General features: G+C 68.0%; 26 protein-coding genes. 10 read left to right on the top strand and 16 right to left on the bottom strand.

Annotated elements, in window-relative coordinates; genetic code table 11:
* Positions 1 to 4 precede the first annotated feature (4 nt).
* The 8 genes from sctJ (at position 5) to CAG31_RS18300 (ending at position 5,796) form a co-directional block, all read left to right on the top strand.
* Positions 5 to 799 carry a type III secretion system inner membrane ring lipoprotein SctJ gene (sctJ, locus tag CAG31_RS18335; RefSeq protein ID WP_085583711.1) on the top strand — a complete coding sequence of 265 codons (795 nt, stop codon included), beginning with the start codon at positions 5 to 7 and terminating at the stop codon, positions 797 to 799.
* The gene (locus tag CAG31_RS18330) at positions 796 to 1,377 is read left to right on the top strand and encodes a hypothetical protein (protein ID WP_085583709.1); all 582 of its coding nucleotides are present in this window, start codon (positions 796 to 798) and stop codon (positions 1,375 to 1,377) included. Before sctJ ends, CAG31_RS18330 begins: the two co-directional genes overlap by 4 nt.
* Positions 1,328 to 1,924 (top strand): type III secretion system stator protein SctL, encoded by a 597-nt coding sequence (sctL, locus tag CAG31_RS18325; protein WP_085583706.1) that lies wholly within the window; start codon positions 1,328 to 1,330, stop codon positions 1,922 to 1,924. Before CAG31_RS18330 ends, sctL begins: the two co-directional genes overlap by 50 nt.
* 85 nt (positions 1,925 to 2,009) lie before the next feature.
* Positions 2,010 to 2,231, top strand: a complete 222-nt coding sequence (locus tag CAG31_RS18320; protein WP_085583704.1) for a serine kinase — start codon at positions 2,010 to 2,012, stop codon at positions 2,229 to 2,231.
* Positions 2,218 to 2,640, top strand: a complete 423-nt coding sequence (locus tag CAG31_RS18315; RefSeq protein ID WP_085583702.1) for a type III secretion system chaperone — start codon at positions 2,218 to 2,220, stop codon at positions 2,638 to 2,640. Before CAG31_RS18320 ends, CAG31_RS18315 begins: the two co-directional genes overlap by 14 nt.
* Positions 2,633 to 4,654 carry a type III secretion system outer membrane ring subunit SctC gene (gene sctC, locus CAG31_RS18310; protein ID WP_085583700.1) on the top strand — a complete coding sequence of 674 codons (2,022 nt, stop codon included), beginning with the start codon at positions 2,633 to 2,635 and terminating at the stop codon, positions 4,652 to 4,654. Before CAG31_RS18315 ends, sctC begins: the two co-directional genes overlap by 8 nt.
* Before the next feature lie 291 nt (positions 4,655 to 4,945).
* Entirely contained in the window at positions 4,946 to 5,296 is a 351-nt protein-coding gene (locus CAG31_RS18305; protein WP_085583698.1) for a negative regulator of hrp expression HrpV, read from the top strand.
* A 101-nt stretch (positions 5,297 to 5,397) separates the two neighbouring features.
* Positions 5,398 to 5,796: a type III secretion system chaperone gene (locus tag CAG31_RS18300; RefSeq protein ID WP_085583696.1), complete on the top strand. Its 399-nt coding sequence runs from the start codon at positions 5,398 to 5,400 to the stop codon at positions 5,794 to 5,796.
* Positions 5,797 to 5,868: 72 nt separating this feature from the next.
* Here the strand turns inward: CAG31_RS18300 and CAG31_RS18295 are convergent, their stop codons facing one another.
* From CAG31_RS18295 to sctW, 13 genes are all read right to left on the bottom strand, one after another.
* Positions 5,869 to 6,480, bottom strand: coding sequence for an aspartyl/asparaginyl beta-hydroxylase domain-containing protein (locus CAG31_RS18295; RefSeq protein WP_085583694.1), 612 nt, complete (start codon positions 6,478 to 6,480; stop codon positions 5,869 to 5,871).
* Positions 6,481 to 6,539: 59 nt separating this feature from the next.
* A complete protein-coding gene (locus tag CAG31_RS18290; RefSeq protein ID WP_085583691.1) occupies positions 6,540 to 11,573 on the bottom strand; it encodes an AvrE-family type 3 secretion system effector in 5,034 nt (1,677 codons plus the stop codon).
* 117 nt (positions 11,574 to 11,690) lie between these two features.
* A complete protein-coding gene (sctU, locus tag CAG31_RS18285; protein ID WP_085583689.1) occupies positions 11,691 to 12,782 on the bottom strand; it encodes a type III secretion system export apparatus subunit SctU in 1,092 nt (363 codons plus the stop codon).
* Positions 12,783 to 12,829: 47 nt separating this feature from the next.
* Positions 12,830 to 13,630, bottom strand: coding sequence for a type III secretion system export apparatus subunit SctT (gene sctT, locus CAG31_RS18280; protein WP_085583687.1), 801 nt, complete (start codon positions 13,628 to 13,630; stop codon positions 12,830 to 12,832).
* Position 13,631: 1 nt separating this feature from the next.
* Positions 13,632 to 13,892, bottom strand: a complete 261-nt coding sequence (gene sctS, locus CAG31_RS18275) for a type III secretion system export apparatus subunit SctS (RefSeq protein WP_085583685.1) — start codon at positions 13,890 to 13,892, stop codon at positions 13,632 to 13,634.
* 7 nt (positions 13,893 to 13,899) lie between these two features.
* Entirely contained in the window at positions 13,900 to 14,553 is a 654-nt protein-coding gene (gene sctR, locus CAG31_RS18270; RefSeq protein ID WP_085583683.1) for a type III secretion system export apparatus subunit SctR, read from the bottom strand.
* Positions 14,550 to 15,584: a FliM/FliN family flagellar motor switch protein gene (locus tag CAG31_RS18265; protein ID WP_085583681.1), complete on the bottom strand. Its 1,035-nt coding sequence runs from the start codon at positions 15,582 to 15,584 to the stop codon at positions 14,550 to 14,552. The genes sctR and CAG31_RS18265 overlap by 4 nt, the downstream gene beginning before the upstream one ends.
* Before the next feature lies 1 nt (position 15,585).
* The gene (locus CAG31_RS18260) at positions 15,586 to 16,152 is read right to left on the bottom strand and encodes a type III secretion system HrpP C-terminal domain-containing protein (protein ID WP_085589517.1); all 567 of its coding nucleotides are present in this window, start codon (positions 16,150 to 16,152) and stop codon (positions 15,586 to 15,588) included.
* Entirely contained in the window at positions 16,149 to 16,601 is a 453-nt protein-coding gene (locus CAG31_RS18255; protein ID WP_085583677.1) for a type III secretion protein, read from the bottom strand. The genes CAG31_RS18260 and CAG31_RS18255 overlap by 4 nt, the downstream gene beginning before the upstream one ends.
* Complete coding sequence (locus CAG31_RS18250) at positions 16,588 to 17,943, bottom strand: FliI/YscN family ATPase (protein WP_176243869.1); 1,356 nt, start codon at positions 17,941 to 17,943, stop codon at positions 16,588 to 16,590. Before CAG31_RS18250 ends, CAG31_RS18255 begins: the two co-directional genes overlap by 14 nt.
* Positions 17,943 to 18,872 (bottom strand): FHA domain-containing protein, encoded by a 930-nt coding sequence (locus CAG31_RS18245; RefSeq protein ID WP_170930400.1) that lies wholly within the window; start codon positions 18,870 to 18,872, stop codon positions 17,943 to 17,945. The genes CAG31_RS18250 and CAG31_RS18245 overlap by 1 nt, the downstream gene beginning before the upstream one ends.
* Before the next feature lie 12 nt (positions 18,873 to 18,884).
* Complete coding sequence (gene sctV, locus CAG31_RS18240) at positions 18,885 to 20,978, bottom strand: type III secretion system export apparatus subunit SctV (protein WP_085583671.1); 2,094 nt, start codon at positions 20,976 to 20,978, stop codon at positions 18,885 to 18,887.
* The gene (gene sctW, locus CAG31_RS18235) at positions 20,975 to 22,075 is read right to left on the bottom strand and encodes a type III secretion system gatekeeper subunit SctW (RefSeq protein WP_085583669.1); all 1,101 of its coding nucleotides are present in this window, start codon (positions 22,073 to 22,075) and stop codon (positions 20,975 to 20,977) included. Before sctW ends, sctV begins: the two co-directional genes overlap by 4 nt.
* A gap of 293 nt (positions 22,076 to 22,368) precedes the next feature.
* Between sctW and CAG31_RS18230 the strand changes: the two genes are divergently transcribed.
* Positions 22,369 to 22,899, top strand: coding sequence for an RNA polymerase sigma factor (locus tag CAG31_RS18230; protein WP_225927243.1), 531 nt, complete (start codon positions 22,369 to 22,371; stop codon positions 22,897 to 22,899).
* Entirely contained in the window at positions 22,896 to 23,474 is a 579-nt protein-coding gene (locus CAG31_RS18225) for a GNAT family N-acetyltransferase (protein WP_085583664.1), read from the top strand. The genes CAG31_RS18230 and CAG31_RS18225 overlap by 4 nt, the downstream gene beginning before the upstream one ends.
* 21 nt (positions 23,475 to 23,495) lie before the next feature.
* On the opposite strand, the gene CAG31_RS18220 is transcribed toward CAG31_RS18225, so the two are convergent.
* From CAG31_RS18220 to CAG31_RS18210, 3 genes are all read right to left on the bottom strand, one after another.
* Positions 23,496 to 24,431, bottom strand: coding sequence for a LysR family transcriptional regulator (locus CAG31_RS18220; RefSeq protein ID WP_085583662.1), 936 nt, complete (start codon positions 24,429 to 24,431; stop codon positions 23,496 to 23,498).
* A 93-nt stretch (positions 24,432 to 24,524) separates the two neighbouring features.
* Complete coding sequence (locus CAG31_RS18215) at positions 24,525 to 25,298, bottom strand: SDR family oxidoreductase (protein WP_085583660.1); 774 nt, start codon at positions 25,296 to 25,298, stop codon at positions 24,525 to 24,527.
* A 103-nt stretch (positions 25,299 to 25,401) separates the two neighbouring features.
* Positions 25,402 to 26,322, bottom strand: coding sequence for a LysR substrate-binding domain-containing protein (locus CAG31_RS18210; RefSeq protein WP_085583658.1), 921 nt, complete (start codon positions 26,320 to 26,322; stop codon positions 25,402 to 25,404).
* Between the last annotated feature and the right edge of the window lie 79 nt (positions 26,323 to 26,401).

Genomic DNA, 26,401 nt, shown 5'->3' with positions numbered 1-26,401 from the left:
AGCCATGCATCCCAAGGTATTCGGGCCGCTCGCGGCGGTGCTGACGGTTCTGCTGCTGGCCGGTTGCGGCGAGCGCATGGAACTGCACCGCGACCTCTCTGAACAGGACGCCAACGAAGTGCTGGCGGAACTGGCCGGCAAGGACATCGACGCGCAGAAGCGTCTGGACAAGAACGGCGTGGCGGTGCTGGTGGCCAACCGCGACATTTCCCGGGCGGTGCGGGCGCTGGAGGCGGTGGGTTTGCCCCGGCGCTCGCGTTCGAGCCTGGGCGAGGTGTTCCGCAAGGAAGGGGTGATCTCATCGCCCCTGGAAGAACGGGCGCGCTATCTCTATGCGCTGTCCCAGGAACTTGAGCAGACCCTGTCGCAGATCGACGGCGTGGTGGTGGCGCGGGTGCACGTGGTGCTGCCCGAACGCATCGCGCCGGGCGAGCCGGTGCAGCCGGCGTCGGCGGCGGTGTTCATCAAGCACCGCGCCGAGCTGGATCCGGACAGCGTGCTGCCGCGCATCCGACGCATGGTGGCCAGCAGCATTCCGGGGATCGGCGGCGCCGACGACAAGAAGCTCGCGGTGGTGTTCGTGCCGGCCCAGGGTTACCGCGAGACCGTGGAGACGGTGACGGTCGGTCCGTTCACCCTGACCCGCGAGCGCTGGCGGTTCTGGCAATGGCTGCTGGGGCTGTGCGCGGTGGCCGGCGTGCTGCTGGTCGCCGGCCTGTTCGCCCTCAATCCGCACTGGCGCCAACGCCTGGGCAACGCGGCAGGCGGCGGCAAGAACGCGCCGTCCGGGCCGGCATGAAGCCCCAGGAGGTCACGCCGCCGCAGGCGCTTGCCTGGGTGCGCTGGTGGGCCGACGCCGCTCCGCCATCGAACACCCCATGGCCGGCTGAGTGGCGGGCCCGTCATGCGGGCATGGGCGCCACGCGGCCCGCGCCGCCCAACGGCGGACTGTTGCCGTTGCTGGTGCTGGACGCGCAGCAGTGGGCGAAGGTGCTGAGCCTGGCGGTGGCGGTCTGCGCCGGCAGCCAGGGCGAACCGCCGCCGGGGCTCGATGACGCGGGGCTGCGCTGGTGCCGCCGCCTGGGCCGGGCGCTGCAGCCGGGCCATTGGCTGCCGGCCCGCTGGCGCGAGGGCGACACGCAGAGCCAAGGCCTGAGGCTGCTGCGGGCCTGGGTCGGCGAACCGGTGTGGCAACGCCTGCGCCTGGAGTTCGCCTGCACATCCATCGAAGACGCGCCGCTCCAGGGGTTGCCCCACGCACGGCTGGCCTCACTCTGGCAGGCGGTCGGCTGGTACGCCCTCACGTTCACTACACAAGGATCTCCCCATGCTGACCCGTCGCCGACTGAGCCTGAGCCATCCCCAGGCGTTGCCTGACGGCCCCGTCCTGCGCCGAGAAGTCTTCGAAGACAGCCTGCTGGCCGGGCAACTGCTGGCGCATGCCCGCGCCCAGGCCGACACGTTGCTGGCCGACGCCCGCGAAGAGGCCGAGCGCCTGCGCCAAGCGGCGCAGGAACAAGCCTTGGCCGAGGTCTGGCAGCAGGCCGATGCGCTGCTCGCCCAATGGCAGGCGCAACGCCAACAGATGTGGGACGCCATTCTCCAGAGCGCCGAATCGCTGTTGGGCCAAGCCTGGCAGCGACTGCTGGGCGAGCAGGGCGATGCGGCACGGATCGCCGCCCTGTGCCGGCAGCTGAGCGCTGCCCGGCCGGCGGACGAACCCGGCGTGCTGCATTGCCACCCTGACCGGCTGGATCTGGCCGCGAACCACCTGCAGCAGGCCCAGGCCGTGTGGAGCCTGCGCGCCGATCCGCAGCAGGCGCCGGACAGCCTGTGCCTGCGCACCGAGCACGGCGACTTCGCGATCGACTGGCAGGCCCTGGGCAGCGCGCTCGGGCCGCTGCCGGACAGCGCGCAGCCATGAAGCTGGCGCAATGAGCGCAGGCGGGCAGGGAACCAACGTCGGGAACGTGCCACTCAATGGGCAGTTATCGACCTGGAGCCTCACCATGCTTTCTCCCGATGCACTGCGCCGCCGCCTGGACAACAACTTCGAAAACGCGCAACAGGATCTGGACGCCGCGGCGCTGGACATGGATGCGTTTTCCCCGGACGACTGGCATGCCTTCAACTCGGCGATCCGCCAGTCCTCCACCGCCAGCTGGGCGGCGAACCAGGAAATCGTGGTCAAGCACAACCTGGCCAAGGCGATCATCAATGAAATCCGCTGAACTGGCGCTCGCCGCGCAACGCTGGCTGGACGGCGGCGACGGCGAACTGGGGCTGCTGATCGACGGCGCGCCGCTGCGCCTGCAACGGCGGCCCGGCGGCGTGCTGTGCCTGGCCATGCTCAGCGCAGCCTGGCGCGGCGACGACGCCAGCCTTGAAGCGGCGCTGCGCCTGTCCGGCCCCAGCCTCGGGCGATTCGGCGGGGCGCTGGCGCTGGATCCGGCCGAGCGTCGCCTGTGCCTGATGCGCTACCTGCCGTTGCAGGGCATCCCGGCGCTGATCGCCGCCATCGAATCGCTGGCCAACCAACGGGACGTGTGGGAGGCGATGCTTGAACGCAGCGCCGCGGTTTCCCGTTCTTTGCCCCGCCCTGTGAACCGTCCTCTGCCTCTGGGAAGAACCTATGTTTAAGCGACTGTGCGGCCTGACCCTGCTGTTGGCCGCGTCCTGCCCGGCGCTGGCCGTGGTGCCCGATGACTGGCGGCAATCGGCCTACGCCTACGAGGCCTCGCGCACGCCGCTGGAGACCGTGCTCAAGGATTTTGCCAACGCCTATGGTGTGGGCCTGAGCCTGAGCGGCGTCAGCGGCACGGTGGACGCCAAGCTGCGGGCGGCGACGGCCGAGGAATTCCTCGACCGCTTGGCGCTGGAGCATCAGTTCCAGTGGTTCGTCTACAACGGCAAGCTGTACGTCAGTCCGCAGTCGGCCCAGGTCTCGCAGCGGCTGGAGGTGTCCGCCGACGCCGCGCCGGACCTGAAGCAGGCGTTGACCGACATCGGCCTGCTGGACAAGCGTTTCGGCTGGGGCGAGCTGCCCGACGAAGGCGTGGTGCTGGTCAGCGGTCCTGTGCGCTACGTCGAGCTGATCCGCGGGTTCAGCAAGGAGAAGGCCAAGCCCGACGAAAAGCAGCAGGTGATGATGTTCCCCCTGCGCTACGCGGCGGTGGCCGACCGCCAGGTCAATTACCGCGACCAGAGCCTGCGCATCCCCGGCGTGGCCAGCATCCTGGAGGACATGCTCGACAGCCAGCGCCCGACGCAGCCGTCGCCCCAGGATCCCAAGGCCAACATCGACGCCCTGCAAGGCATGGCGGACATGGCCCGGGGCAAGATCCTCAACTTGGCCAGCGAACGCACCGCCGGGCGCAGCGGCCACCGGCCCCAGTCCGCCGCAGGCCAGCGCCGGGTGGCGGCCGACGTGCGCAACAACGCCGTGCTGATCTACGACAACCCGGACAAGCGCGCCACCTACCAGCAACTGATCGAGCAGTTGGACCTGCCGGGCAATCTGGTGGAGATCGACGCGATCATCCTCGACATCGACCGCAGCCAACTGGCCAACCTGGAGTCGCGCTGGTCGGCGAGGGCGGGCAAAGTCGGCTTCGGCAGTTCGTTGCTCAACAGCGGTTCATCGACGCTGTTCATCAGCGACTTCGAGCGGTTCTTCGCCGAGATCCAGGCGCTGGAGGGGCAGGGCATGGCCTCGATGATCGCCCGGCCCTCGGTGCTGACCCTGGAGAACCAGCCGGCGGTGATCGACTTCAGCCGCACCCAGTTCATCACCGCCACGGGCGAGCGGGTGGCGACGATCCAGCCGGTCACCGCCGGCACCAGCCTGCAAGTGGTGCCGCGCACCATCGGAGGCGGGCCGAACAACCGCTTCCAGTTGATCGTCGACATCGAGGACGGCCAGTTGGAGCAGCAGCGTGACCAGCAGACGCCGACGGTCAAGCGCGGCACGGTCAGCACCCAGGCGGTGATCAGCGAAAACCGTTCGCTGGTGATCGGCGGTTTCCACGTGGACGAGCAGGGCGACCAGAGCGACCGCGTGCCGGTGCTGGGCAAGCTGCCGTGGGTCGGGCCGATGTTTTCCTCGACCCGCCGCGAGCTGTCGCGCCGCGAGCGCCTGTTCATCCTGACCCCGCGCCTGATCGGCGATCAGGTCGACCCGGCCCGCTACGTGGCCAGCGAAAACCGCGCGCAGCTGGGCCAGGCCCTGGCGTCCGGCCGCCAACCGGGGGGGCCTGCGGTGTTGCGGGCATCGATCGGCGCTACCTTCGCCGAGCTGGTGCGCGGGCGGATACCCGGTGATATCAAACGAACATCATCTGGTGTGGCCTTGGGCGACCTGTGTAAAGTGGACGGCCCGTTCGCGCTGGACCGCGGGCGGATGCAGTGGTTCAGCGCAACGGACTACTCGGTGGCGGTCGGCGTGGTCAAGAACGTCGGTGTCAAACCGCAGCGTTTCAACCCCGAGGCCTGTTCCGGCGGCGCGACATTGGCAGTGACGGCCGCACCGCGGTTCCTGTTGCAACCTGGTGAATCAACGGAGGTGTTCGTGGCCTTGCGGCCCGCAGCGACAGCGTCGCCTGCGGCGGCGCCGGCACGGGTATCGATGTTGCCCCCGCTTTCGCGCGGGTTATAAGAGAAGACTCAATCAACTGGACATGGCTTTTGCCTGTCGCGGTGCCCTTAAGCAGCTAGGCTTTGAGGCGATAATCTGTAGAGTCCGACAAGGAAGGTGAAGAGATGAAGTGGTGTCGTGCCGGTATTGCGTGGTTGTGTTTACTTATATTGAGCGCTTGTACGTCAGTACCTGAAACTTCCTGTCACATAGGGAATTGTCAGCAACTTGACGCCAACAACTCCGAGTTGAACGTCTGGTGGTCCCCGGCACTGCGTGACGGCGGTGGCCAATACAGTACGGTGCCTCTGAATGACTGAAACGATTTTTCAAAGCACCGATCAGCAGGACTTCCTCCAGCGCATCGCCCAGAAGCGGGCAAGCGTCTGGCAGTGGGCTCCGGGCGTCGAATTCGTCTGCCGCCAGGAGAGCCTGGGCTGGGGACTTTCCCTGAACATCCAGCGCCAGGCCCAGCGCCCGGATCTGTTTTCCGAGACTCTCAAGCGGCGTTTCGACAATGTCGAATCCTATGAGGGTTACTACATATGTCTCGATAGCCAGCACACTTTCGTGGTCTGGCATGAACTGCACAACGACGATCAGGGCGAACAACTACAGGCCTTGCTCGGACAACTCCTGTCGTTGGCGGGATTGAAGCACTGAGTCCGGAATATTTGTTCCGGCTGGAACTATTCGCCATTGTTTTTCCACTCAAGTTGCGAAACGGCCAACCCCAAGGCCATTCAACTTAAGAGGAAAAACAAATGGCGAACTCCACACCGGCCATCCAGCGTTTCATCGCCCATCTGGCCGATCGGTTGGGCACCCCCTTGACCTGGCAGAACGGCGTCTGCGCGCTGTACGACCGCGAACAGATCCAGGCTGCCGTCATCGAGTGGCCCGAACACAGCGAAAACGTGATCATCCACTGCCGGCTCGGCGCCTTGCGGCCAGGCCCGGACAACCTGCAACGCCTGCTGACCATGAACTTCGACATCGCGGCCTTGCGCGGTTGCTGGCTGGCCCTGGACAAGGGCGATGTGCGGCTGTGCACCCAGCGCGAACTGGCCCGGCTGGACGAGGACAGCTTCAGCGACGTGGTCGGCGGCTTCGTCGCCCAGGTACGCGAGACCCGCTCGGGGCTGGGTCGGGTCTTGCACTGACATACCCGGACAAATAAAAAACGGGCGCATGCATCATGCGCCCGTTTCTTTTTGTGCGCCCGGCGGCGCGCCTCACGTCGGGCGTGCGAGGCGCGCCCGGTCGAACTCCAGATAGAGCAGGGTGCGCGGCGCCTCGCTGGCGTTGACCACGAAATGGTCCAGCGAGCCGTCGAACACCGCCGCCGCACCGCAGCGGTGCCGATGGAATTCGCCGGCCACGTTCAGGTAGGCATCGTTGCGCTCGTGCGCGGCATCGAGGGTCAAGTGCATCTGCAACAGGCCTTCGGCGCGGATCTCCGGGTGCCGGTGGCGAGGCAGGAACGCCTGGGGCGCCAACCGTGCGAGCGCCGCGACCTTGAGTCCGCCGACTTCGCCGAGCATGGCCAGGGTCTGGGGCAGGGCCGCCAGCGCCGGGGCGATGGGCTCATCCCGGAACAGCAGCGGGTATTGCACCCAGTCGCGATTGCCGCCCGATTCGCCCCAGCCCTTGAGCCAGCCGTAGGTGCCGCCCTGTCGCAGATGGGCGCTGACTTCGTCGTGCACTGCTTGGTGGGGCTTGTCGGTGCGGTCGATGTCCAGCAGCGGCGCGTGCAGCGCCAGCAGTTCCTGGCGCATCACCGTCCAGCGGTCGGCCAGGGCGGCCAGGGCCGGGAAGGTGTCGAGCGGGTAGAAGGCAGGATCCATGTGAACTCCTTGTCGGGGGTAAAGGCCCCGCCCGGGCGGACGGGGCCGTGGGGCGGGCGTCAGCCCTTGAGTTGCAGGCCCTCCTGTTTCAGCGCGCCGAGCGTGGCCTTCAACGCTTCGCCCGGCTTGGCGATCATGCCGTCGAGGAAGTAGCTCTTGGGCGTGTCCTGATCCTGGCCGTAGCTGAAGTTGATCTTGCCCAACGCCTTGCTGAGGTTGACCGACGCGTTGCTGCTGTAGCTCAGCACCGGCAGCGGCGAGGTGAAGTTTTCCGGTTGGTTGACGCTGTGGGACACGGTGATCGCCTTGATCCGCATGTTGTTGCGGTCCGACAGCAGCGCGCCGAGTTCCTTCTGCGAGAGGGTGCCGTCGCGGCTGCGCTGGTCGATGAGGTCCTGCACATCGTCCTTCAGTTCCAGGCGCACCCGCGCCTGGGTGCCGGGGGTGGCTTGCAGTTGCTTGACCAAGGCCTTGAGGTCCGGATCCCGCTCGATCAGCGCGGTGATGCGTTCGGCGTTGCTCGGCGAATGGTGGGGATTGATTTTCGCCATGACACTGGCGACCGCGCTTTTGCCGTCGATGCGCGAGAGGTTGGTGTAGGTCGATTCGAACCGGCCGCTGTCGAGCAGGCTGTGCCGGGCCTCGGCCGCCTGGTGCTGGACGCCGGCGCGGGTGAGGGCGCGCAGGGCGGCGTATTGCTCGTCGTTGTCCTTGGGCTTGCTGGCGAAGTGCGCCTGCAAGCCCTCCAGGTGGCGCTGCAGCCGCTCTGTGGCGTCCAGGCCTGCGTACTGCGCGTCGTCGGCGTCGGCCAGGCGGCCCAGCACCCGCTCCGATTCCGGATCCTTGAACGCCTTGCCCAGGCTTTTGCCGAGCTTGTCCAGGTTCTCGGCGGTCAGCGGTTCTGCCTCCTTGAAGGTGAACTTGATCCGCTTGCTGGTCTTGTTGTCCACCGAAACGCCGGCGCTGACGCCCAGCGGGGCGGTGATGCCCTGGTTGGCGGGCGTCGCGGCGTCCGAGGCCGGGGTGCGGCTGCCGGCGAACTGGGCACGGGCGAATCCCGACACGCCGAAGTTGTTGAGCAGGCGGGGCCGGTTGCGGCTGCTTTCCTGCAGCTCGCCCTTGTTGCTGTGCTGCTCGAGCGAATAGTTGCTGTAGTTGAGCAGGTTGACGTTGACCGTGCCGCCCACGCCGACCCGCGCCGCCGCCGACAGCGGCGTGCTGTCCTTGTCGGTCAGGCCGAACCCCACCCGGAATTCCGCGGTGGCGCTGGCATTGAGGTCGAAGTTGAAGCGCAGGCTCTTCTGGGCTTCGTGGTCGACGCCTTTCTTCATCAGTTCCAGCGGATCGAGCTTGCCGTCGACCAGCTTGTCGATGAACGGATCGATTTCCTCGTCGGGCAACGTGAACACCACGCCGTCTCGCCAGGTGGTGGCGGCGGTGCCGGTGACGTCCGCCCCCAGGCGCAGGGCCGGGGTCAGGCGGCGGTCGTTGCCGATGTCGACCTTGGTGAAACGGTCGGCGTCTTCGCCCCTGAAGAACCCCGGCCAATAGTCTTTGCCGCCGCCGACGCCCCCGCTGGCGGTGCCCGAGCCTTCGCGCTGCAGGTAGACAGTCACGCCTTTCTCGCCGCGTTCGGCGCTGAAGCTGTAGTTGCGTGCGCCGCTGACGGCGCCGCTGGGCCACGGCCCCAGGCCCTTGTTGGCCAGGGACACGAACGGCGTGCTCACGCTCATGCCGTAGCCGCGCTGCACGGCGATCTCGTCGTCGGGGTGATGCAGTTGCTTGAGCGCCTCTTTGAGGGTCTGCGCCATCTCCGGCTGGGTCTTGCTGCCGGTGGCGGCGCGCAGGCTGACGCTGGTGGCGTGGTCTTCCTTCTTGAAGCCGTTGAGGAAGCCCTTGATGCCGTCGTAGGCGCCTTCCAGGCTGGCGTGGTCGGCGAAGCCCATGTCGGTGATCTGCTTGAGCGGATGCTCGCCGTATTTCTTGTCCTTCAGTTCGCCCAGTTCCTTTTTCAAGGCCTCGACCCCGGCCTCGGTGTTGGAGGCCCCGGCCAGTTTCTCGGCGCCTTTGAGCACCTGGTCGAACTCTTCCATCGTGCCCACGTCCAGCGCCAGACGCGCTTTGATCAGGCCCAGGCTGTCGCTGGCGTCGCGCTGTTGGCCGAGGGGGATGTCGGCTTTCTGGTGGGACACCCGCAAGCCGTTGTTGCGCAGTTCCGTGAGCAGGGCGCCGGTGCGGTTCTGCGCCGAGGGCGCCAGATGCGCGAGGGCGCCGTTCAGTTCCTTGAGGAAATCATGGCCGGAGCTGGCGAAATTGAAGTTCTGCGAAAGCCGGTCCAGCTTCAGGCTCAACTGACTGCGCTTGGAGGGCGCCGACAGCTCGCCGTGGACGTTGAGCAGGCCTTCCTTCTGCTGCAGCAGCGTTGACTTGCCGGCGTGCCGGCCCAGGTGCTGGGTGGCGCGCAGGCTGTTGTCTTCCAGCTCCTTGCGGAACGCTTCCAGCGCCTCGACCAGTCCGGTGCCCTGCAGGCCGGGGCGGGAGCCCAGCGCGGCGATGCGCGACTGCAGATCCTGGCCGGCGCCGGTCCGCGGCGGTTTCTCGCTCAGCAGTTCCAGGCGCTTGAACTCGCGGCCTTCGGAGGCGTAGAGCGGCCTCAGGCCTTCGCGCCCCTGATAGCGGTGCTGGAGGTGATAGCCGACGTTCTTCAGCGGCCGCGGCATTTCCAGGGTCGGCTTGAAGATGTGCGCGCGGAAGTAGTCGCCGACGCTGGCCTGGTTGCCCGTTTCCATCGCGCCGCGGCCCATCAGGTTGTAGTTGAACCGGGCCGTGAGGCCGGTGCCGGGGATCTTCGCGGTCTTGACGCCGCCCTTGAGCCGGTCGAACAGATTGTCCAGGGCGTTGTGGTCGGCGGGGCGCGGCGTCAGCGGTTGCCAGGCGTTGCCCTTGAGCTGTACCTGCGAGTGATCCTGGCTGCCGTGCAGGGTGGCGCTCAAGCGGTTGTCGTCGGAGGTGCGGATGCTGGCCAGCGTCTTGCCCTCGGGCAGCGCCACGGGTTTCCATTTGGCCTGCGGACGCGGGTTGTCCGGGGGCGCCTGCCAGTCGTCCTTGGCCAGGGTGAACAGTTTGCCTTCGGTGGTCAGGGCATGCAGGTTGTGGTTCTCGTCGAGCGCCAGCGAGGCCACCGTGCCTTCGAGATCCAGGCGGCTGAGTTCGCTGGTTTCGCCGTTCTTGTGGTGGGCGGTGAAGCGGTTGTGGTCGTCCAGCGCCACGAACTGCTTGTCGTTGAGCATGGCGAATGCGGTGATGTGGCGGTCGGTCAGGCCCGGCAGCGCATCGCCCAGGGCCACGTCGGTGCTGCGCGGCGGCCGGTTGAGCGCATGGCCGTCGCTGACCGCCACCGACTCGAACTTGGCGCTGACGTCCAGCTTGTGCAGCTTGCCGTCCTGCAGCAGGTAGGCCTTGCTGTCAGTGCCCCGTTGCAGCTGCGTGACGTCCTTGATGCCGGTGTCCTTCCAGTCCTGGCGGGCCGAATCCCAGCTCTGCACGCGGCCGTCGCTCAGGCCGATCCGGCCCGAACGCTCCAGGTCGAACGTGGCGGCCGGTGTCGGCGCCTCGGCGCCGGGCAGGCCGCGGCGGTTGTCCAGCACCAGTGCGTCGCTGAGGTTCCAGCCGTGCTCCAGCGCAGGGTGTTGCTCGTCCAGGGGATGGGAATGGGCGTGCCCGGCCTTGTCGCCGACCAGCACATGCAGGCTGCCGTCGTCGCCAGGGAGGAAACCGCTGACCTGACGGCTGCCGCCCAGGGGTTCGCCCGGCGGCTGGAAGCGGCGGTCGGGCTGGAGCTTGAGGGTGGTCGCGTCGTCGTCGATCTCTCCGCGCCCGACGCTGTACAGCCGGCCTTCGGTGTCGCTGACGAACAGCCGGTCCTCTGTCAGGCCGATGTGCTTGGGTTCGGCCGAGCCGCCGTTCAGCTCCAGGGTCATGGACTTGGCGGTGTGGTCCGCGAGTTGCGTGAACTGCAGGGTCTGGCTCTTTTCGCCGCTCAGGCTGGCGGCGATGCCCTCGTTGTTCACGGAGAAGGCCTTGAGGTCCGCCACCGTGAGCGTTACGGCATCGTGGTCGGTCAGGTTCACCAGGTTGTCGCCGCTCTGGCCGTAGAGATGGCCGTTGCCCTGCCGGGAGAGCTGGCTGAACGTCGCCGGCTCGGCCTCCGTGGCCGGCTGCTGCCAGGTCGCGCTGGCGCGGTCGAGCTCATACAGTTTGCCGTCGTGCAGGCGCAGCGTCTGGCCTGCGTCGTCCTCGTGGATGCCGGTGAGGTGCCCCAACTGCGCCCGCCCGAGGGTGGGCAGCGGCGCGCCGTCGCCGACCTTGGCGGCGTTGCCCTCAAGCGTCAGGCCCGGCGCGGCCGCCGCTTTGTCCGCCACCGGCCCTTCGGCCCGGCTGCTGCGCACCGTGACCAAGGCTGTCGGGGTCTGTTTCACGTGCAGCAAGTGGCCTTGGCGGTCCAGCAGCAAATGGTTCCGACCGTCGCCGGCGCTGTGTTGCGCCTGATAGCGTTGGCCGGACTGGCCCAATGCGTTTTGCAGCAGGTCGCCCACCGCCGACGGCTGGAAGTGCTGGAACTCGGGCTTGCCCTTGGCGTCGAGGCGGATACCCGCCGAGGGCGGTTCGGGCGTGGGTTGGCGCTGGATGCGTTCGCTGTGGCTGTCGAAGCGCCCGGCGTTGCTGCGGTTCAGGCGCGGGGTGGAGCCGGACGCCTCGGCGGCCTCGCTGGGGTGTTCCTGCAGTTCGATCGTCTCGCTCGCCGGCGCCGCCCCGCGCTGTAGCGGTGCGCCGGTGGCCGGGGCCAGGTTGCCCGTCGGGGCCGTGTTCTGGCTGCGCCCCCAGGGGCGCGGCAGGGCCCGCAGGTCCTGGGACAGTTGGCCGATGTTGCGCATCAGCCGCTGGCCCATGTGGCGCAAGGAATGGGCGCTGCGTTGGGTCGGCTCCTGGGGGCGCTGTTCCAGGCCCTGGGGGTTTTGCCCGGCGGGGGCGGTGACTGGAGCGGTGATCGGGGTAGTGACCGCGCTGAAGTTGGCGTGAACCGGTGACGGCATGCTGTTCTCCGTGTCATGGACTGACAGGGCGAGTTCGTTAGGCTCGCCGGGGGCGTTCAGGAAAGATTCCTTTGCCCTGAGTGGCAGCGCTCGCGCCCTGGTTCCAGCCCCGGAGCGTCAGTACGGCACGCCGGGCATCTCGATCAGTTCGCCGTGGGCGGCGGCGTCCAGCTCGCGCAGCAGGCGATAGACCTGGGCCACCGCCTGCAAGGTCTCGCGCGGGACGAAATGGCCCACCTCGCTGCGGTACAGCGTGCGCGCCAGCCAGACGAAGCGGATCACCGGCACGCCGGCCTGGCGGGCACGCTCGATCAGCGCCCGGGCCTCGGCGTCGTGCCCTTTGCAGATGATCCGCGGCAACGGCGTCTGCTGCGGGCGGTAGAACAGCGCGACCGCGTAGTGGGTCGGGTTCACCAGCAGCAGGTCGGCGTCTTCCACCGGCGCCTTGGCCGGCGCGGCGCCGGCCGGCTGCTGGGTGAGTTCGCGGGCCAGGGACTTGCGGTGCGACTTCATGTGCGGGTCGCCCTCCATCTCCTTGTATTCCTTGCGCACGTCCTCGTGGCTCATGCGCTGGCCCTTGATGAAGAAGTACTTCTGCAAGGCGAAGTCGGCCACCGCCAGCACCAGCAGCACGCCCAGACAGGTGCGCGACAGCCGGCTGAACAGGGCGATCATCGCCTGCCAGTAGGTGTCCAGGTCGGTGTTGGCCAAGCCGATCAGGTCGTTCAGGGCCGGCGGCAGCACCCAATACAGCACCGCACCGATCAGCAGTGCCTTGCACAAGCTGTTGAGCAGGTTGAACAGTTGGCGCGAGGAGAACATCTGCTTGAACTGGTTCAGCGGGTTGAGCCGCTCAAAATCGAGCTTCAGGCTCTCGGTGGCGAACAGCGGGCCGAACTGCACCCAGCCGCCGGCCAGGCGCATGGCCACGGCGATGCCCAGCACCGGCAGCATGAACAGCAGCAGGTCCCAGCCGGCCTTGGTCAGCACCTCGCCGACCGCCGCGGCGAAGGGCCGGTCCAGTTGGCGCAGCGGCAGCATCACCAGACCTTCGAGCTTACCGATGCCACCGCCGGCCAGGCCCAGGATCAGTTCCAGCAGCGCCGCGAAGATCAGCAGCTTGGGCACGTCCTGACTCTGGCCGACCTGGCCTTTCTTGCGGGCGTCGGCGAGTTTCTTGGGGGTGGGCTGTTCGGTCTTTTCGCTCACGGGCGGTGCTCGTCAGGTTTCATGGCAGAGAGGTCAGGGGGCAGGCGTCAGGGGGTAGGGTGCAGCAGCAAGGGCAGCAGGTGCCTGAGGTCGGCCAGTTCCGCCAGCCGGCCGTTGCCCAGCCAGCACAGCATCGGCAGATAGAGAACCAGGAAGCCCAGGCCGATCAGGCTCTTGGCCGGCATCGCCAGGGTCGAGACCTGCAACTGCGGGCTGTACAGGCTGAGGATCGCCATGCCGAACTCGATCAGCAGCAACAGGCCCACCAGCGGCGCGGCGAACAGCACCATGAAGCGAAAGGTGCTGGCCAGCAGCTTGAGGTACAGGCCCCAGCCGTCCACGGCGGGCATCGGCAGCCACTGGCTGGCGGGCCACAGGCCGTAGCTGTCCCAGATCACCTGGGTGAGGCTGGCGTAGCCGCCGCCCAGGATCAGCAGCAGGATCAGCACCTGCTTGAACATGTGCCCCAGCTCCGAGGTGTTGTCCCCCAGCGCCGGGTTGATCTGCCCGCCGATCAGGGCGCCGCGCTGGTTGTCGAACAGGCAGCCGACCGACTCGAACAGCCAGAACGGCATCGCCAGCAACAGCCCCAGCAGCAGGCCGATCAGGCTTTCCTTGAGCATCAGCCCGCTCAGGTCGAGCCAGCCGAGGTCGCGCCCGGCGAGGCTGGTGCGGATCGCCGGCATCGGCACCAGGGCCAGCGCCAGGACGATCGCGTGGCGCAGCGCGCCCTTGATCTCCCGGAAGGCGAACGCCGGCACCAGGAACAGGCACGGGTACAGGCGCGCCATGCCGACGGTCAGGGCGATGATCGATTCGCTGATGTCGCTGAAGGCCGCCTGGAACATCTCAGGCCCTCGTCTGCGGGATCATGGCGAAGGCCAGTTGCGCCAGTTGGATCAGCTCCACGCCGATCCAGCGCCCGGTCAGCGCCAGGGCGATGCCCACGGCCACCAGTTTCACGGCGAACGGCAGGGTCTGGTCCTGCAGCTGCATCACCGCCTGAAGCAGCGAGGTCAGCACGCCGACGATCACCGCCACGATCAGCGGCGGCGCCGACAGCACCACCACCAGCAACATGGCCTGCTTGAACAGGGTCAAGGTTTCCATGGCGTCCTCACAGGTAGCTGTAGAACAGGCCGTCGAGCAGCCGCGTCCAGCCGTCCACCAGCACGAACAGCAGGATCTTGAGCGGCAGCGAGATGGTCATCGGCGCCACCATCTGCATGCCCAGGGCCAGCAGGATGTTGGAGACGATCAGGTCGATGACGATGAACGGCACGTAGATCAGAAAACCGATCTGGAAACCCGCCTGCAACTCCGAGAGCACGAACGCCGGGATGACCAGCAGCAGGTCGTCGCGGCTGGCCTTGGCCGCCATCGCCGCCGGCCACATGCGCTGGGTGTTTTCCAGCAGGTGGGTCTGGATGTCCGGGTCGACGTTGCGCGACATGAACTTGCGCAGCGGTTCGGCCACTTGGGCGGCGGCGCTCTCCATCGCGGGGTAGTCGGCCATGCGCTGGGGCAGTTGTCTGAAGCGTTGGCCCATGTCGCTGAACACCGGGGCCATGATGAACAGCGTCGCCGCCAACGCGATGCCGTACAGCGCCATGTTCGGCGGCGCCTGCTGGACGCCGATGGCGTTGCGGGTGATCAGCAGCACCATGGAGATCTTCAGGAACGCGGTGCAGATCATCATCAGCAGGGGCACCAGCGACAGCGCCCCGAGAAACAGCGCGAGCGTCAGCGGATCGACATCCTGCAGGTTCACGGGCGCGGCTCCAGGCGGGTGATCTGCAGGCCCAACCGGCCATCGATGTCCACCAGGTCGCCGTGGGCCAGCGCGCGTTCGCCCTGGAACAGGCTGGCCTGGCCCGGTGCGCAGCCGCTGAAGGCCAGCACCGAACCGACGCTCAGGTGACGCAACTGGCCCAGGCTCAGGCTCACGCTGCCGGCGCGCAGGGTCAGGGCCAGCGGCAGGTCGTCGAAACGGCCCGGGTCGGGCAGCGCGTCGAAGGATTCGGACGCGGCGTACAGCGGCTCGCTGTCGGCCAGGGCGAAAGCGTCAAGGGAGGCGTTCATGGGCAGGTCTTCCAGTTCAGTGAGGGTAAAACGCAGATCCGTTGCAGGCAGGAGCCGCAGGTGCAGGCGACAGGCGCCGAGTTGCAGGTGGCCGAGGCCCTCGGGGGTGAACAGCGGCTGTTCGGCGAGCAGCACATCGCCCGTCCGCAGGCTGGCCAGCTCCGCAGCGCTCAGCGTGCAGTGGCCCAGCGGCAGGGGGATGCGCAGCGGCCAGTCCGGCGCTGCGTCATGGCTCGATAGCCGTTGCCAGGGCGCGCCACGGATCAGGTTCAGCAGCGTGGCGGCGGGTATCCGCGCACGGCAGACGAGGGCGGTCGCGCTGTCCTCGTGCAGCCCCAGCAGGCAATCGATGCCCCCATCCGGCACTGCCGCCACCGTCCGCAACGGGCTGAGCAGCGGCTGGAGTTCGGCAGCGAGGTAATGGTTGTACAGCGGCCAGTACCAGTCGTTGTCGTCTGACGCCGGTTGCACCGGATCCAGGATCGCCGGGCACTGCGACAGTCGGCTGAGCAACGGCTGGGCATCGTCCAGCCACAGCCGCCCGCAGGCGGTTTCGAGGGCGTTGCCCGGTGCGCGGACGAAGGGCTCGGGGGCCAGGCGCAGGGTCAACGTGGCGGAGGACGGCGCGGCGAGCCGCAGGTCCAGGCCGGCGCCCAATTGCAGGCGGGCCTGGGCGTCGGCGGCGGGCAGGCGAGGCAGGCGCAGGGCATGGGCCGGCATGTCAGTGCGCCTCACTGTGCAGGGTCAGGCGCACGCGGCGGCCCAACTGCCGGCCGAGCCAATCGGCGCTGGCCTGGCGCCGGGCGTCGCAATAGCGCCGGGCGCTGTCCTTGGCGAAACCCAGGGCGATCTCCAACGCGTCGCCCTGTTGGCTGATCCGCGCCGACACCGTGCCGAGGGTCGGCATGTGCAACTGGACGTCGAGCGGTCCTGCGTCGAGCGCTTGGAGCCGTTCCTCCAGGCGCGCCAACAGGGTTTGCCAAAGGCCCGCCGACGGCCCGGGGGGCAGGGGGGCGCCGGCGGATCGCTCCGGATCCTGGCCGGAGGGCTGGCGGTCGCCGCCGCCGAAGTCCGCCACCGCACCTTGGCCGACGTCTGCCGGACTTGGGCCGTCAATGCCTGCCAGCAGTTGTTCGAAGCGGTCGCCGTCGTCGTGGGTTTCGCCGCGCAGTTCACGGGAGGCGCCGTGCCGGGCCGGCCAGGCACCGGGCGCTTGCGGCTCCTGGCGCGCACGGGGCGGCTCCGCTGGCCGGGGCGGCGGCTTGAGCAAGGCAGGACGTGCGCTCATGAGGCCTCCCGGGACAGGTCGCGCAGGCAGTCGAGCTTTTCCAGGTCGCGCTGGCGCCGACGCAGCTGTTGGCGGCTGTCGTCGGTCCAGTGCTGCTGTTGCCGGTGCTCTTGCTGCAAGGCCTTGTAGTGCTGCTCGAAACGCTCGATGCGGCGGATCGCCTGCTGCTCGCCGGCCAGCCAGCGGTTCATTTCGTGCAGCGGCAGGCGGCGGTGGCTGTGCTGCTCGCGCTGCTCCTGGCGCTCCTGTTGCTGGCATTGGCGCAGCCGTTGCAGCTCGTCGGCCATTTGCGTCAGGCGCGTCTGCAACGCCGCCAGCACGTCGCGCTGACGGCGCCAGGCCTGTTCGGCCATGGCCAGCCGGTGGCGGCGGATCGGGGCCAGCAGGTCGAGGGTCGGCAGCAGCGCGTCGCCGGCCGGCGACAGGGTGTCGGAATCAGAGTGGGACATCGGCGGTCACCTGCAAGAGATGGTCGAGGGTGTCGTCGAGCGACACGGGTTCGCGCAGCGACTGCTGCAGAAAAGCGTCGATCCGCGCCCGGGCATCCACGGCGCAATCGGTCAACGGGTCGTTGCCCGGCTGGTATTCGCCCAGCTTGAGGAGCATCTCCACTTGCTGGTAGGCCGCCATCAGCCGGCGCAACTGTGTGGCGCCGTGCAGTTGTTCGGTTCCCGTGACGTTGCCCATCGTCCGGCTCAGGCTGGCGAGCACGTCCACCGCCGGGTAGTGCCCGCGCTCGGCCAGGCGCCGGGACAGCACGATGTGGCCGTCCAGCAGCGAGCGCACCTCGTCGGCCACCGGGTCGTTCATCGAGTCCTGTTCGATCAGCACCGAGTACAGCGCGGTGATCGCCCCGTCGCTTGTGCGTCCGGCCCGTTCCACCAGGCGCGGCAGCAGGCTGTAGACCGAGGGCGGCAGGCCGCCGCGCCCGGCCGGTTCGCCGCTCGCCAGGCCGATCTCGCGCTGGGCCCGGGCGAAGCGGGTCAGCGAGTCGATGATCAGCAGCGTCGAGCGGCCCTGTGCGCGGAACCCCTCGGCGATGGCCGTGGCGGTGAAGGCGGCACGGGCCCGCTCCATGCTGCTGCGGTCCGAGGTGGCGCAGACCAGCACGGTGCGGCTGCGCAGTTCGGCGTCCAGTTCATGGTCGAGGAATTCACGCAGTTCGCGGCCCCGTTCGCCGATCAGGCCGAACACGATGGCCTGGCACGGCGTGTTGCGCGCCAGTTCGGCGAGCAGGGTGGTCTTGCCGCAGCCGGCCCCGGCGAACACCCCGACGCGCTGGCCTTCGCCCAGGGTGAGCAGGCCGTCGATGGCGCGCAGCCCGGTGGGCAACGGGGCCTCGATGCGCGGTCGCTCGGTGGCCGCCGGGGCATCGCGGATCACCGGCAGGGCACCGGGCGTGCCGGCTGGCGCAAAGGCCTCCGGGCCTTCGCCGCCGAGGGCGCGGCCGAAGCCGTCGAGCACGGTGCCGAGCAGCCGGTCGCGGACCACCAGGCCATGGGGCTGGAACAGCGGCGTGACCGGCGCACCGACGGCAATGCCGTCCAGCGGGCCGAGGGCCGCCAGCAGGGTGTGGTCGCGGTCGAAGCCGACGATCTCGGCCATCACCTCGCCGCCGTCGGCCCGGCGGATCCGGCACAGGTCGCCGATCCGCGCCCGGGGCATGCGGCTGTGCAGCAGGATGCCGCTGACCCCGACGATGCGCCCGCGGATCTCCACCGCCGCGCAGTGCCCGAGGCGGGCCTGGTGCTGGCCTTGCCACTGGGCCAGGCGTTCGAGCGCGGCCTGCATCACCAGCTCAGCTCGACGCGCTGGTCGCCTTCGAACACCACCGTGTGGTCGCTGATGTCCACCAGCCGCACCCCGGCGACCTCGTCACCGAGGAACAGCCGGCGGCCGTCGCTGGTCAGCACGCTGGGCAACCGCGCATTGCTGATCTGCACCACGGTGAACGGCAAGACATCGGTGGCCGGGGGCAGGGCGCTCTGCACCGGCAGGGGGCTGCGGTACTGTTGCTCGAAACGCAGCAGCATGCGTTCGGTGGATTGCAGCAGGTCGTCCTCTTCGAAACGGCCCTTGAGCAGCAGCTTGCCCTGTTCCTCGACGATGCTGATGCGGCTTTGCAGCTCCCGTTCCTTGAGCATGTCCTCCAGCACCCCGCGCACGGCGGCGGCATCCTTGAGCGGCGTGCGGGCCGGCGCAACCGGCACCGGCGGCACCGGATCCTCGGCGCTGAGCCCCCAGATCAGCGCCCCGAGGAACAGCGCCAACGCGCCCAGCAACAGCAGCGGCCCGAGCAGCGGACGGGACTGCACCACCGCTTGCGGCCGGGGCGCGTCATCCGGTTCGGCGTTCAGCGGCAAGGCCTCGGGCGCGAAGGCGTCGGCGACGGGCTCCTCGTCCTCGGGCCATTCGGTGTTGGCGCTGACCACCGACAGCCAGACGCCGTTGAGCGAGAAGGGCGTGCCCGGCTCCAGGGTGTCGATGGCGTCGACCTTGTGCCCTTCGCTGTCGGTCACTGCGCCGTCCTTGCGCGACAGCGACCAGGTGTCGTCCACCAGCCGCAGCAGGCAATGGCGGTCCTTGATGCCGGGATCGTAGAGCGCCAGGTCAGCGCCGTTGGAGGAGCCGATGCTCCACTCGTCGCCGGTCAGCGGCAGGGCCGCGCCACGGTGCAGGCCCGTGAGCACGCGCAGTTCATAGAGCATCTGGGGTTTCATGGTCGCACTCCGTCAGGCCAGCATGGCCTGTGCCTCTTGCAGATCGATACGCCCCAGCACCTGCACCTGCACGCTGGACAGCAGTTCGGCGAAGGACAGCACCGGGACGTGGTTGAATTCCTCGTTGAGCAGGCCGTGCAGCGGGCTGCGCAGGTCTTGGGCCACCAGCAGCACCGGAGCCGGCCGGGCCCGCAGCGGGAACGCGTCGCGCAGTTGCTCCAGCAGGGCGCCGCCGAGCTCGGGCTCCAGGGCGAAATAGGCTTCGCTCTGACTCTGGCGCAGGGCGTCGCGCAGCAGCACTTCGGTCTCAGGGTTCAGCAGCCAGGCGTTCAGCGCGCCCTGGTCGGCGTGCTGATGGCAGATCTGCGCCTTGAGGGCGATGCGCACGTAGTCGGTGAGGGCGCTCAGATCGCGTTCGTGCTGGCCCTGCTCGATCAGGGTCTCGGCGATCGGCCGCACGGCGCGTAGCGACACCAGTTCCGCCGACAGCCGTTGCAGCACCGCCGCGAAGCGGGCCAGCGGCAGGGTGCGCTGCAGCTCCTGGGCCAGTTCCGGCTGTTCGCTTTCCAGCCAGCCGAGGATCGCCTTGCTTTCCTGCAAACCGATGAAGCGCGGGCCGGTGGCCTGGAAGGCGCGGCTCATGCGTTCCAGGATCAGTTCTTCGGCGCTCGCCGGCTCCACGCTGGTCATGCGCAGCAGCGTGTGTTCCGGTTCGAGCCAGACCCACTGGCCTTCGTCGCGCTCCGCCGAGCCGCGTTCGCCGTCATGCAGTTCGCCCACCTGATGCACCGGCACCGCCACCCGGCGGCTGTCGAAGGTGGCGCGGATCAGCGGCACCTCGTAGACGCAGAAGCAGAATTCGTCCTCGGCGCAGCGCTCGGTGAACTCCAGCTCGAACGAGGGCAGGGTCAGGCCAAACCGGTGCACCAGGGTGTTGCGCCGCTGACGGATGCCGGACACCAGCCGCTCGACCTCGGCGCTGCCCTGGTTAGCGGGGTGAAATTGCAGCAGGTAAGGGCGCGAGGGGTTGAAGCGGCGGATGTCCTCGCGGCCGTTGAGCTCGGGCGCGGCGTTGCGGGCGGCGCCGGCATGTTCCTGCAACAGTTGCCGGCGGCGGATGCGCCACAGCTGGAACAGCCCGCCGGACAGGCACACCAGGCTGATGCTGACGAACACCAGGCCCGGCATGCCGGGGATGGCCGCAAAACCCAGCATGCCGATGGAGGAGAACACCCAGGCCTTGGGCTGGCTGGTCAGCTGCTCGGCGATTTCGTGGCCGATGTTGGCGTCGCCGGCCTGACTGTCCGGCGCCACGCGGGTGATGATCATGCCGGCGGTGAGGGAAATCAGCAGCGCCGGAATCTGCGCGATCAGGCCGTCGCCGATGGTCAGCACCGAGTACAGGTGCATGGCGTCCGCGGCTTCCATGCCGTTCTGCAGGACGCCGATGGAGAACCCGCCGATCAGGTTGATGAACACGATCACCAGGCCGGCGATGGCATCGCCCTTGACGAACTTCATGGCCCCGTCCATGGCGCCGAACAGCTGGCTTTCCTTGGACAGCTGCTCGCGCCGCTGGCGCGCCTCGCGGACGGTGATCAGGTTGGCCCGCAGGTCGCTGTCGATGGACATCTGCTTGCCGGGCATGGCGTCCAGGGTGAAGCGCGCCGCCACTTCGGCCACCCGTTCCGACCCCTTGGTGATCACCAGGAAGTTGACGATGGTCAGGATCAGGAAGATCACCAGGCCCACCGCCAGGTTGCCGCCGACCACGAAGCTGCCGAACGCCTCGACGATGTGCCCGGCGTCCTGCTGCAGCAGGATCAGGCGGGTGGTGGCGATCGACAGCGACAGGCGGAACATGGTGGTCAGCAGCAGCACCGCCGGAAACGTGGAAAACGCCAAGGGCCGGGGCAGGTACATGGCCAGCACGATCAGCAGTGAGGAAATGCAGATGTTCAGGGCGATCAGCACGTCAACCAGCGGCGTGGGCAAGGGCAGGATCATCATGAACACGATGGCCATGACCATCACCGCGCCGACGATCTCGGTGCGCCGCATCACCGCCAGCGCCAGGCGGTTGAGGCTTTGGATCAGTCGGTTCATCGCGGGCTCCGGCCATCGTCCAGGCCCAGGGCCTGACGCTCCTGGCGGGCCATCTCTTCCATCAGGCCCTGCAGCAGGCGCAGGCCGTTCTGGCGGGTCTTGAGGTCTTTCCACAGCACCAGCGGCAGCTGTTGCAGCAACGGATACAGGGCATTGAAGAACCACGCCTGACGGTCGGAGGCCGGCCCCAACGTGTCATCGCCCAGCAGCGTCAGGTCCCGGGCGAAGAAACCGTTGCCGCAAAAGCGCAGCAGCCGTTTGCTCATGCCCAGCGAGGTCATGCCGCCGTGCCGCTGGCCCAGGCGCTCCAGCAACGCCTGGCAGGCCTGGAGCAGGCTGTTGAGCCGCCCGCAGGAACCCAGCCCGCGCAGCATCGAGCCCAGCACGCCACCGGGCAGGGACGGCGACAGGGCGGCGATGTCGTCGGCCAGTGCCCGCTGCAAGGTGCGCAGGCCCCGGCCGAACTGCTCTTCGCTGAACTGTTCGAGCAGCCCTTCGAGCAGGTTGGCCAACGGCTGCTGGCCGACGATGGCCTTGTAGTAGAGCTGGCGCATCGCGGCGCGCTGCTGCGGGTCGCGGGTGAACAGAGCGATGGCCCCGGCGGTGTTGAACCCGGCGCGGATCCGGTCGCCGTGCAGCTGGCGCAGCTCGTCGATCAGGCTGCGGGTGGATTGCGCATCGGTCTCCCGGCCTTCCTGCAAGGACAGGCGCAAGGCCTGCTGCAACAGGATGTCGGCCCGCGCCGGATCCTGCTCGGCCAGCCCCAGCGCGGTCTGCAGCGACGGTTGTTGCTGCAGTTGCATCTGCATGCGCCGGGCCTGTTGCTCCAGGCTCGGTTGGTCGCCGTGGTCGAGCAAGCGGTAGAGCTCGGCGAGCTTCTCGATGCGCTCGACCCGCTGGCCCCGCGTCGATTCGCTGATCAGGCGTTCGTCCAGGCTCTTGCTGTGCCGCTCGACGCTTTCGCTGAACTTGAGCGCGACTTCTTCCATGGAGTCGATCAGCGGGTTTTTCGCCGTGGCCACGGTCGTGTCGGCGGGGAAGGGAAACCGGCCCGGCAGGTCCAGGGGCAGGACGTCGTTGTAGCTATTGATTTTCATGGAGGCGCGCTTTCCACCGCAGTGCAGGTGAGCTCTGAGTGGCGCGCGGCGGCATCCGGTTCCCTGGGCGTTCCCTGGCCCGAAAACGGCGTGCAAGAACTGGCACGGGGATTTTTCCGAAAGTGCAACAAGTTGCCCGAATCGGCGTTTATCGAAAATTAAATCGTTCTAAATCAATGGCTTGAAAATGCGTCGAGGTTGGTACGTTCGCTGCTCTCTGTCTCTCCCGCCACTGTCGGCATAGCGTGAGACATGAGGGATCAAGCGTGGATTCGAATACCGTTCAAACGGACATGAAAGTGATTGGCGCGATCAAGCTGGACCTGGGAGGCCTGGCTCGCAGCAGCGAACGCAAACTGCGCTGCTTCATCAATAAGCGGGTGTTCAACCAGGCCGATGTCGATGACCTGATGCAAATGACTTACCTGGAGGCCTGGCGCAACCAGCACAAGTTCGCCGGCGCGTCCCGGCCGGAGACTTGGCTATTCGGCATCGCCTCCAACCTGGTCAGCAACCATTTCAAGAGCCTGTACAGCCGCCCGCAATGCGCGGTGCTGGAAGAGTCGGGCATCGAAAGCCTGGAGCACGGGCACGACCCTAGCCACGTCAGCGAACACCAGCGCCTGCTCAGCCGCGCGGTGGAGGCCATCGACGGGTTGTCGGTGGACATGCGCGCGGTGATCGACCTGCTGGTTGATTCCGACATCAGCTATCAGGACGCCGCCGTGCAGCTGGGGGTGCCCATCGGCACCGTGCGTTCGCGCCTGGCCCGGGCCCGGGGCCAACTGAAGATGAGCGTCTTCGCAGAGGAGGCCGGCGCATGAACGGTTTCAACCGCCGGGCCTTGCCCGCGACCCTGCCGCGCGGCGTGCGCGAGTCCTGCGACGCCGACCTGCCGGCGATGATGGAGATCTTCAACGAAACCGCCGGCACCGGCGCCAACTCGCCGGTGACCCGGCCGATGACGCTGGAGGAGGTGACGTTCTACATCAACCTCTACAAGCGCGACGGGCTGCCGGTGTACGTGCTCGAACGCGGCGGCGAGGTGGTGGGCTGGCTGTCGATCAACCGCTTCAGCTGGGGCACCCAGGCCTGCCGCCACACCGGCGAGACCGCGATCTACGTGCGGGCCGACCGCCACGGCAGCGGCATCGGCGTGCGCCTGGGCCATGCGACGGTGATCCTCGGCCGCCAGTTCGGCCTGGAGACCCTGGTGGCGTGGATCATGGCGGCCAACCGGCCCAGCCAGCAGATCGTGCAGTCCATCGGCGCGGTGCTGTGGGCCCGCCTGCCGAACATCGCGCGCTTCGGCGAGGAACGGGCCGACGTGCTGCTGTTCGGCCTGCCGCTGTACGAAGGCTTGCCCCAGCGACCCGACGACCACTCGCCCGGCGCCTGACGCCGCCACCGGGCCGACCGTTCACGGCGATGGACGGCGGCCTGGCTGCCGATTGACCAAGCAGGGGGCCAAGACCCCCTGCAACCAGTCCACGAACACCTCCAACACCCCCGAACGCTGCTGCCGGTGCGGATAGAGCAGGGTGGCCGGCAACGGCGCCGGGCGCGCGTCCGTCAGCACTTCGCACAGGTCGCCGGCATCGAGCAGGTGCTGCACGTCGTAGCGCGGGATCTGGATCAGCCCCAGGCCCGCCCGGCAACAGGCGATGTAGCTTTCGGCATTGTTGACCGTCACCTGGCTGGGCAACGTGAGCGTGTGTGCCTGGCTCTGGGCATCGACATGTTCCCAGGGCATTTCCCGGCCGGAGAGCGGCGAGGCATAGCCGATCATCCGGTGCCCCTGCGCCAGGTCTTCCACGCTTTCGGGTGTGCCGTGGCGTTGCAGGTAGTCGGGGCTGGCGCAGTTGATCAGCTCGATCATCCCCAGCGGACGGGCCGCCAGACTGCTGTCGGTGAGCGGGCCGACCCGCAGCACGCAATCGATGCCTTCGCGCACCAGATCCACGGCGCGGTCGCTGGAACCGAGCAGCAATTGGAGATGGGGGTACTCGCCGAGCAGCTGCGGCAGCGCCGGGGCCACCACGCGGCGGGCGATGCGGCTGGGCAGGTCGACGTGCAGGCGGCCCTTGACCTGGCGTTGCTGGTCCTTGAACAGCCGGTCGATGGCCTCGGCGCTGGTCAGCAGTTCCACGGCCCGTTCGAAGAATTGCGTGCCGGCGGCGGTCAGTTGCACGTTGCGGGTGGTGCGGTGCAGCAGGCGGGCGCCGAGTTCGCTCTCCAGCCGCTGCACGGCGGCGGAGACGGTCGCCCGCGGCAACTCCAGCAGGTTGGCGGCCTTGATGAAGCTGCCCATTTCCGCCACGCGGACAAAGATCCTGTAGCGCTCAAGCTTGTCCATACCCTGTCGTTCCTGGGGTGGCGGTGGTGCCGAGTATAGGGCGGCCAGAAAAGAAAAAGGCCCGGCGCAGGTTGCGCCGGGCCCCGGAGGGCATCACTTGGTGGTGTAGCCGCCGTTGATCAGGATCGTCTGGCCGGTGATCCACCAGCCGTCGCTGACCAGGTGGCGGATGAAGGGCACGACGTCGCCGATGTCGGTCAGGCCGGTGCTCGACAGGGCCGAGAGCGCCGCAGCGGTCTTGTGGTAGGCCACGGCGTCGGCGCCTTCGGCGGGGTAGAAGAACGGCGTGTCCATCGGGCCCGGCCCTACGGCGGTGACCGAAATCCCGCGTTCGCCGAATTCCTTGGCCGCGGCGCGGGTGAAGTGCTCCACCGGCGCCTTGGTGCCGGCGTAGGCCGCATAGAACGGCGTGAACGCCCCGAGCAACGAGGTGACGAGGGTGCAGACCTTGCCGTTGTCGTTGAGCTGGCGGCCGGCCTCGCGCAGGAAGAAGAACGCCGACTTGGCGTTGACCGCCGCCATCTCGTCGTACTCGGCCTCGCTGACTTCGGCGATCGGCTTCTTCAGCACCTTGCCCACGGTGTTGATGGCGATGTCCGGCCGGCCGAAGGTGGCGACCACCTCGGCGAACAGCCTTTCCATGGCGGCGGCGCCGCTGAGGTCGGCCTGGATCGCCAGAGCCTGGGCGCCGGCGGCGCGGATGGCTTGCACGGTGTCTTCGGCGGCCGCCCGGCTGGCGTCGCTGTTGTAGTGGATGGCCACGGCACGGGCGCCGTGGGCGGCGAGATCGCGGGCGAGCAGGCCGCCCAGGTTCTTGGCGCCGCCGGTGATCAGCACGACTTTGTCCTGGATGCTGTGGTTGGGCATGGGTGTACTCCTGATGGCTGGGTTGAGAGCGCTCAGGATAGGGAGGCTTGGGGGGCGGATCAGCGCCGCTTTTCTGGATGGTGCATCCAGGGATCGCGAACAATCACAGGCCAGGTTCGCTGTCCGCCGCACCGGGGTTCAGCTCGTTCAGGTAGGCCTCGACCTCGTCGCAAAGCCACCCGCAGAACGCCTGCCGCCGGGCCGGCGAGCGCTCGCGGCCCGGCACCACCAGCCAGTAGGGGAAGGGGTAGGGGGCCGTGTATTCGCTGAGCTGCACCAACTCCCCCCGGCGGATCGCGTCATGCACCAGGCTGCGCCGCTCCAGCGCGATGCCTTGGCCCAGGCGCACCGCTTGCAGCACCAGGTTGGAATCGTTGCTGCACAGGCCCGAGCGTGGCACGTCGATGTCCAGGCCCGCCGCCTGGCACCAGGGCTGCCAGGATTCCATGTTGAAGATGATCCGGCTGCCGACGATCTCTTCGGGGGATTGCGGCAGGGCGCCGGCGTTGAAGTGCGGCGCCGCCACCACCACGGTTTCGTCGTGGAACAGCAGATGGCTGTCCAGGCCTTCCCAATCGCCCTTGCCCATGCGGATGCCGACGTCCACCGATTCCCGGTTCAGGTTCGACACCGCCAGGCTCGCTTGCAGGCGCACGCTGACGTTCGGGTGCGCCTGCCGAAAGCTAGTCAGGCGCGGCAACAGCCAATGGCAGCCGAATGACGGCACCACCGCCACCACCAGCTCGGAAGCCTTGGGCTGGGTCTTGATCTGCCGGGTGGCCTCGGCGATGCCGCCCAGGGATTCGCGGATCTGCAACGCGTAAAGCCGCCCGTCTTCGCTGACCCTGACGCCGCGCCCCTCGCGCACCAGCAGGGTGGCGCCGAGCAGTTCCTCCAGCACTTTGATCTGCTGGCTGATCGCCGAATGGGTGACGTGCAGCTCCTTGGCGGCCGCCGTGACGCTGCCCAGCCGTGCGACGGCCTCGAAACTGCGCAGGCAGGTGATGGGTGGAATGGTCGACATGTCACTTTTTCTTACGCGTTTTGGTAATAAATACCGATTTTTTGGCGCCATCGGTTTCTCTACTGTAAGGGACAGTAAA

Source organism: Pseudomonas sp. R25(2017) (genome assembly GCF_002112565.1).
Taxonomy (GTDB): domain Bacteria; phylum Pseudomonadota; class Gammaproteobacteria; order Pseudomonadales; family Pseudomonadaceae; genus Aquipseudomonas; species Aquipseudomonas ekonensis.
The sequence above is the reverse complement of the archived record's forward strand: the minus strand, read 5'-3'. Positions and strand labels throughout refer to the sequence as shown.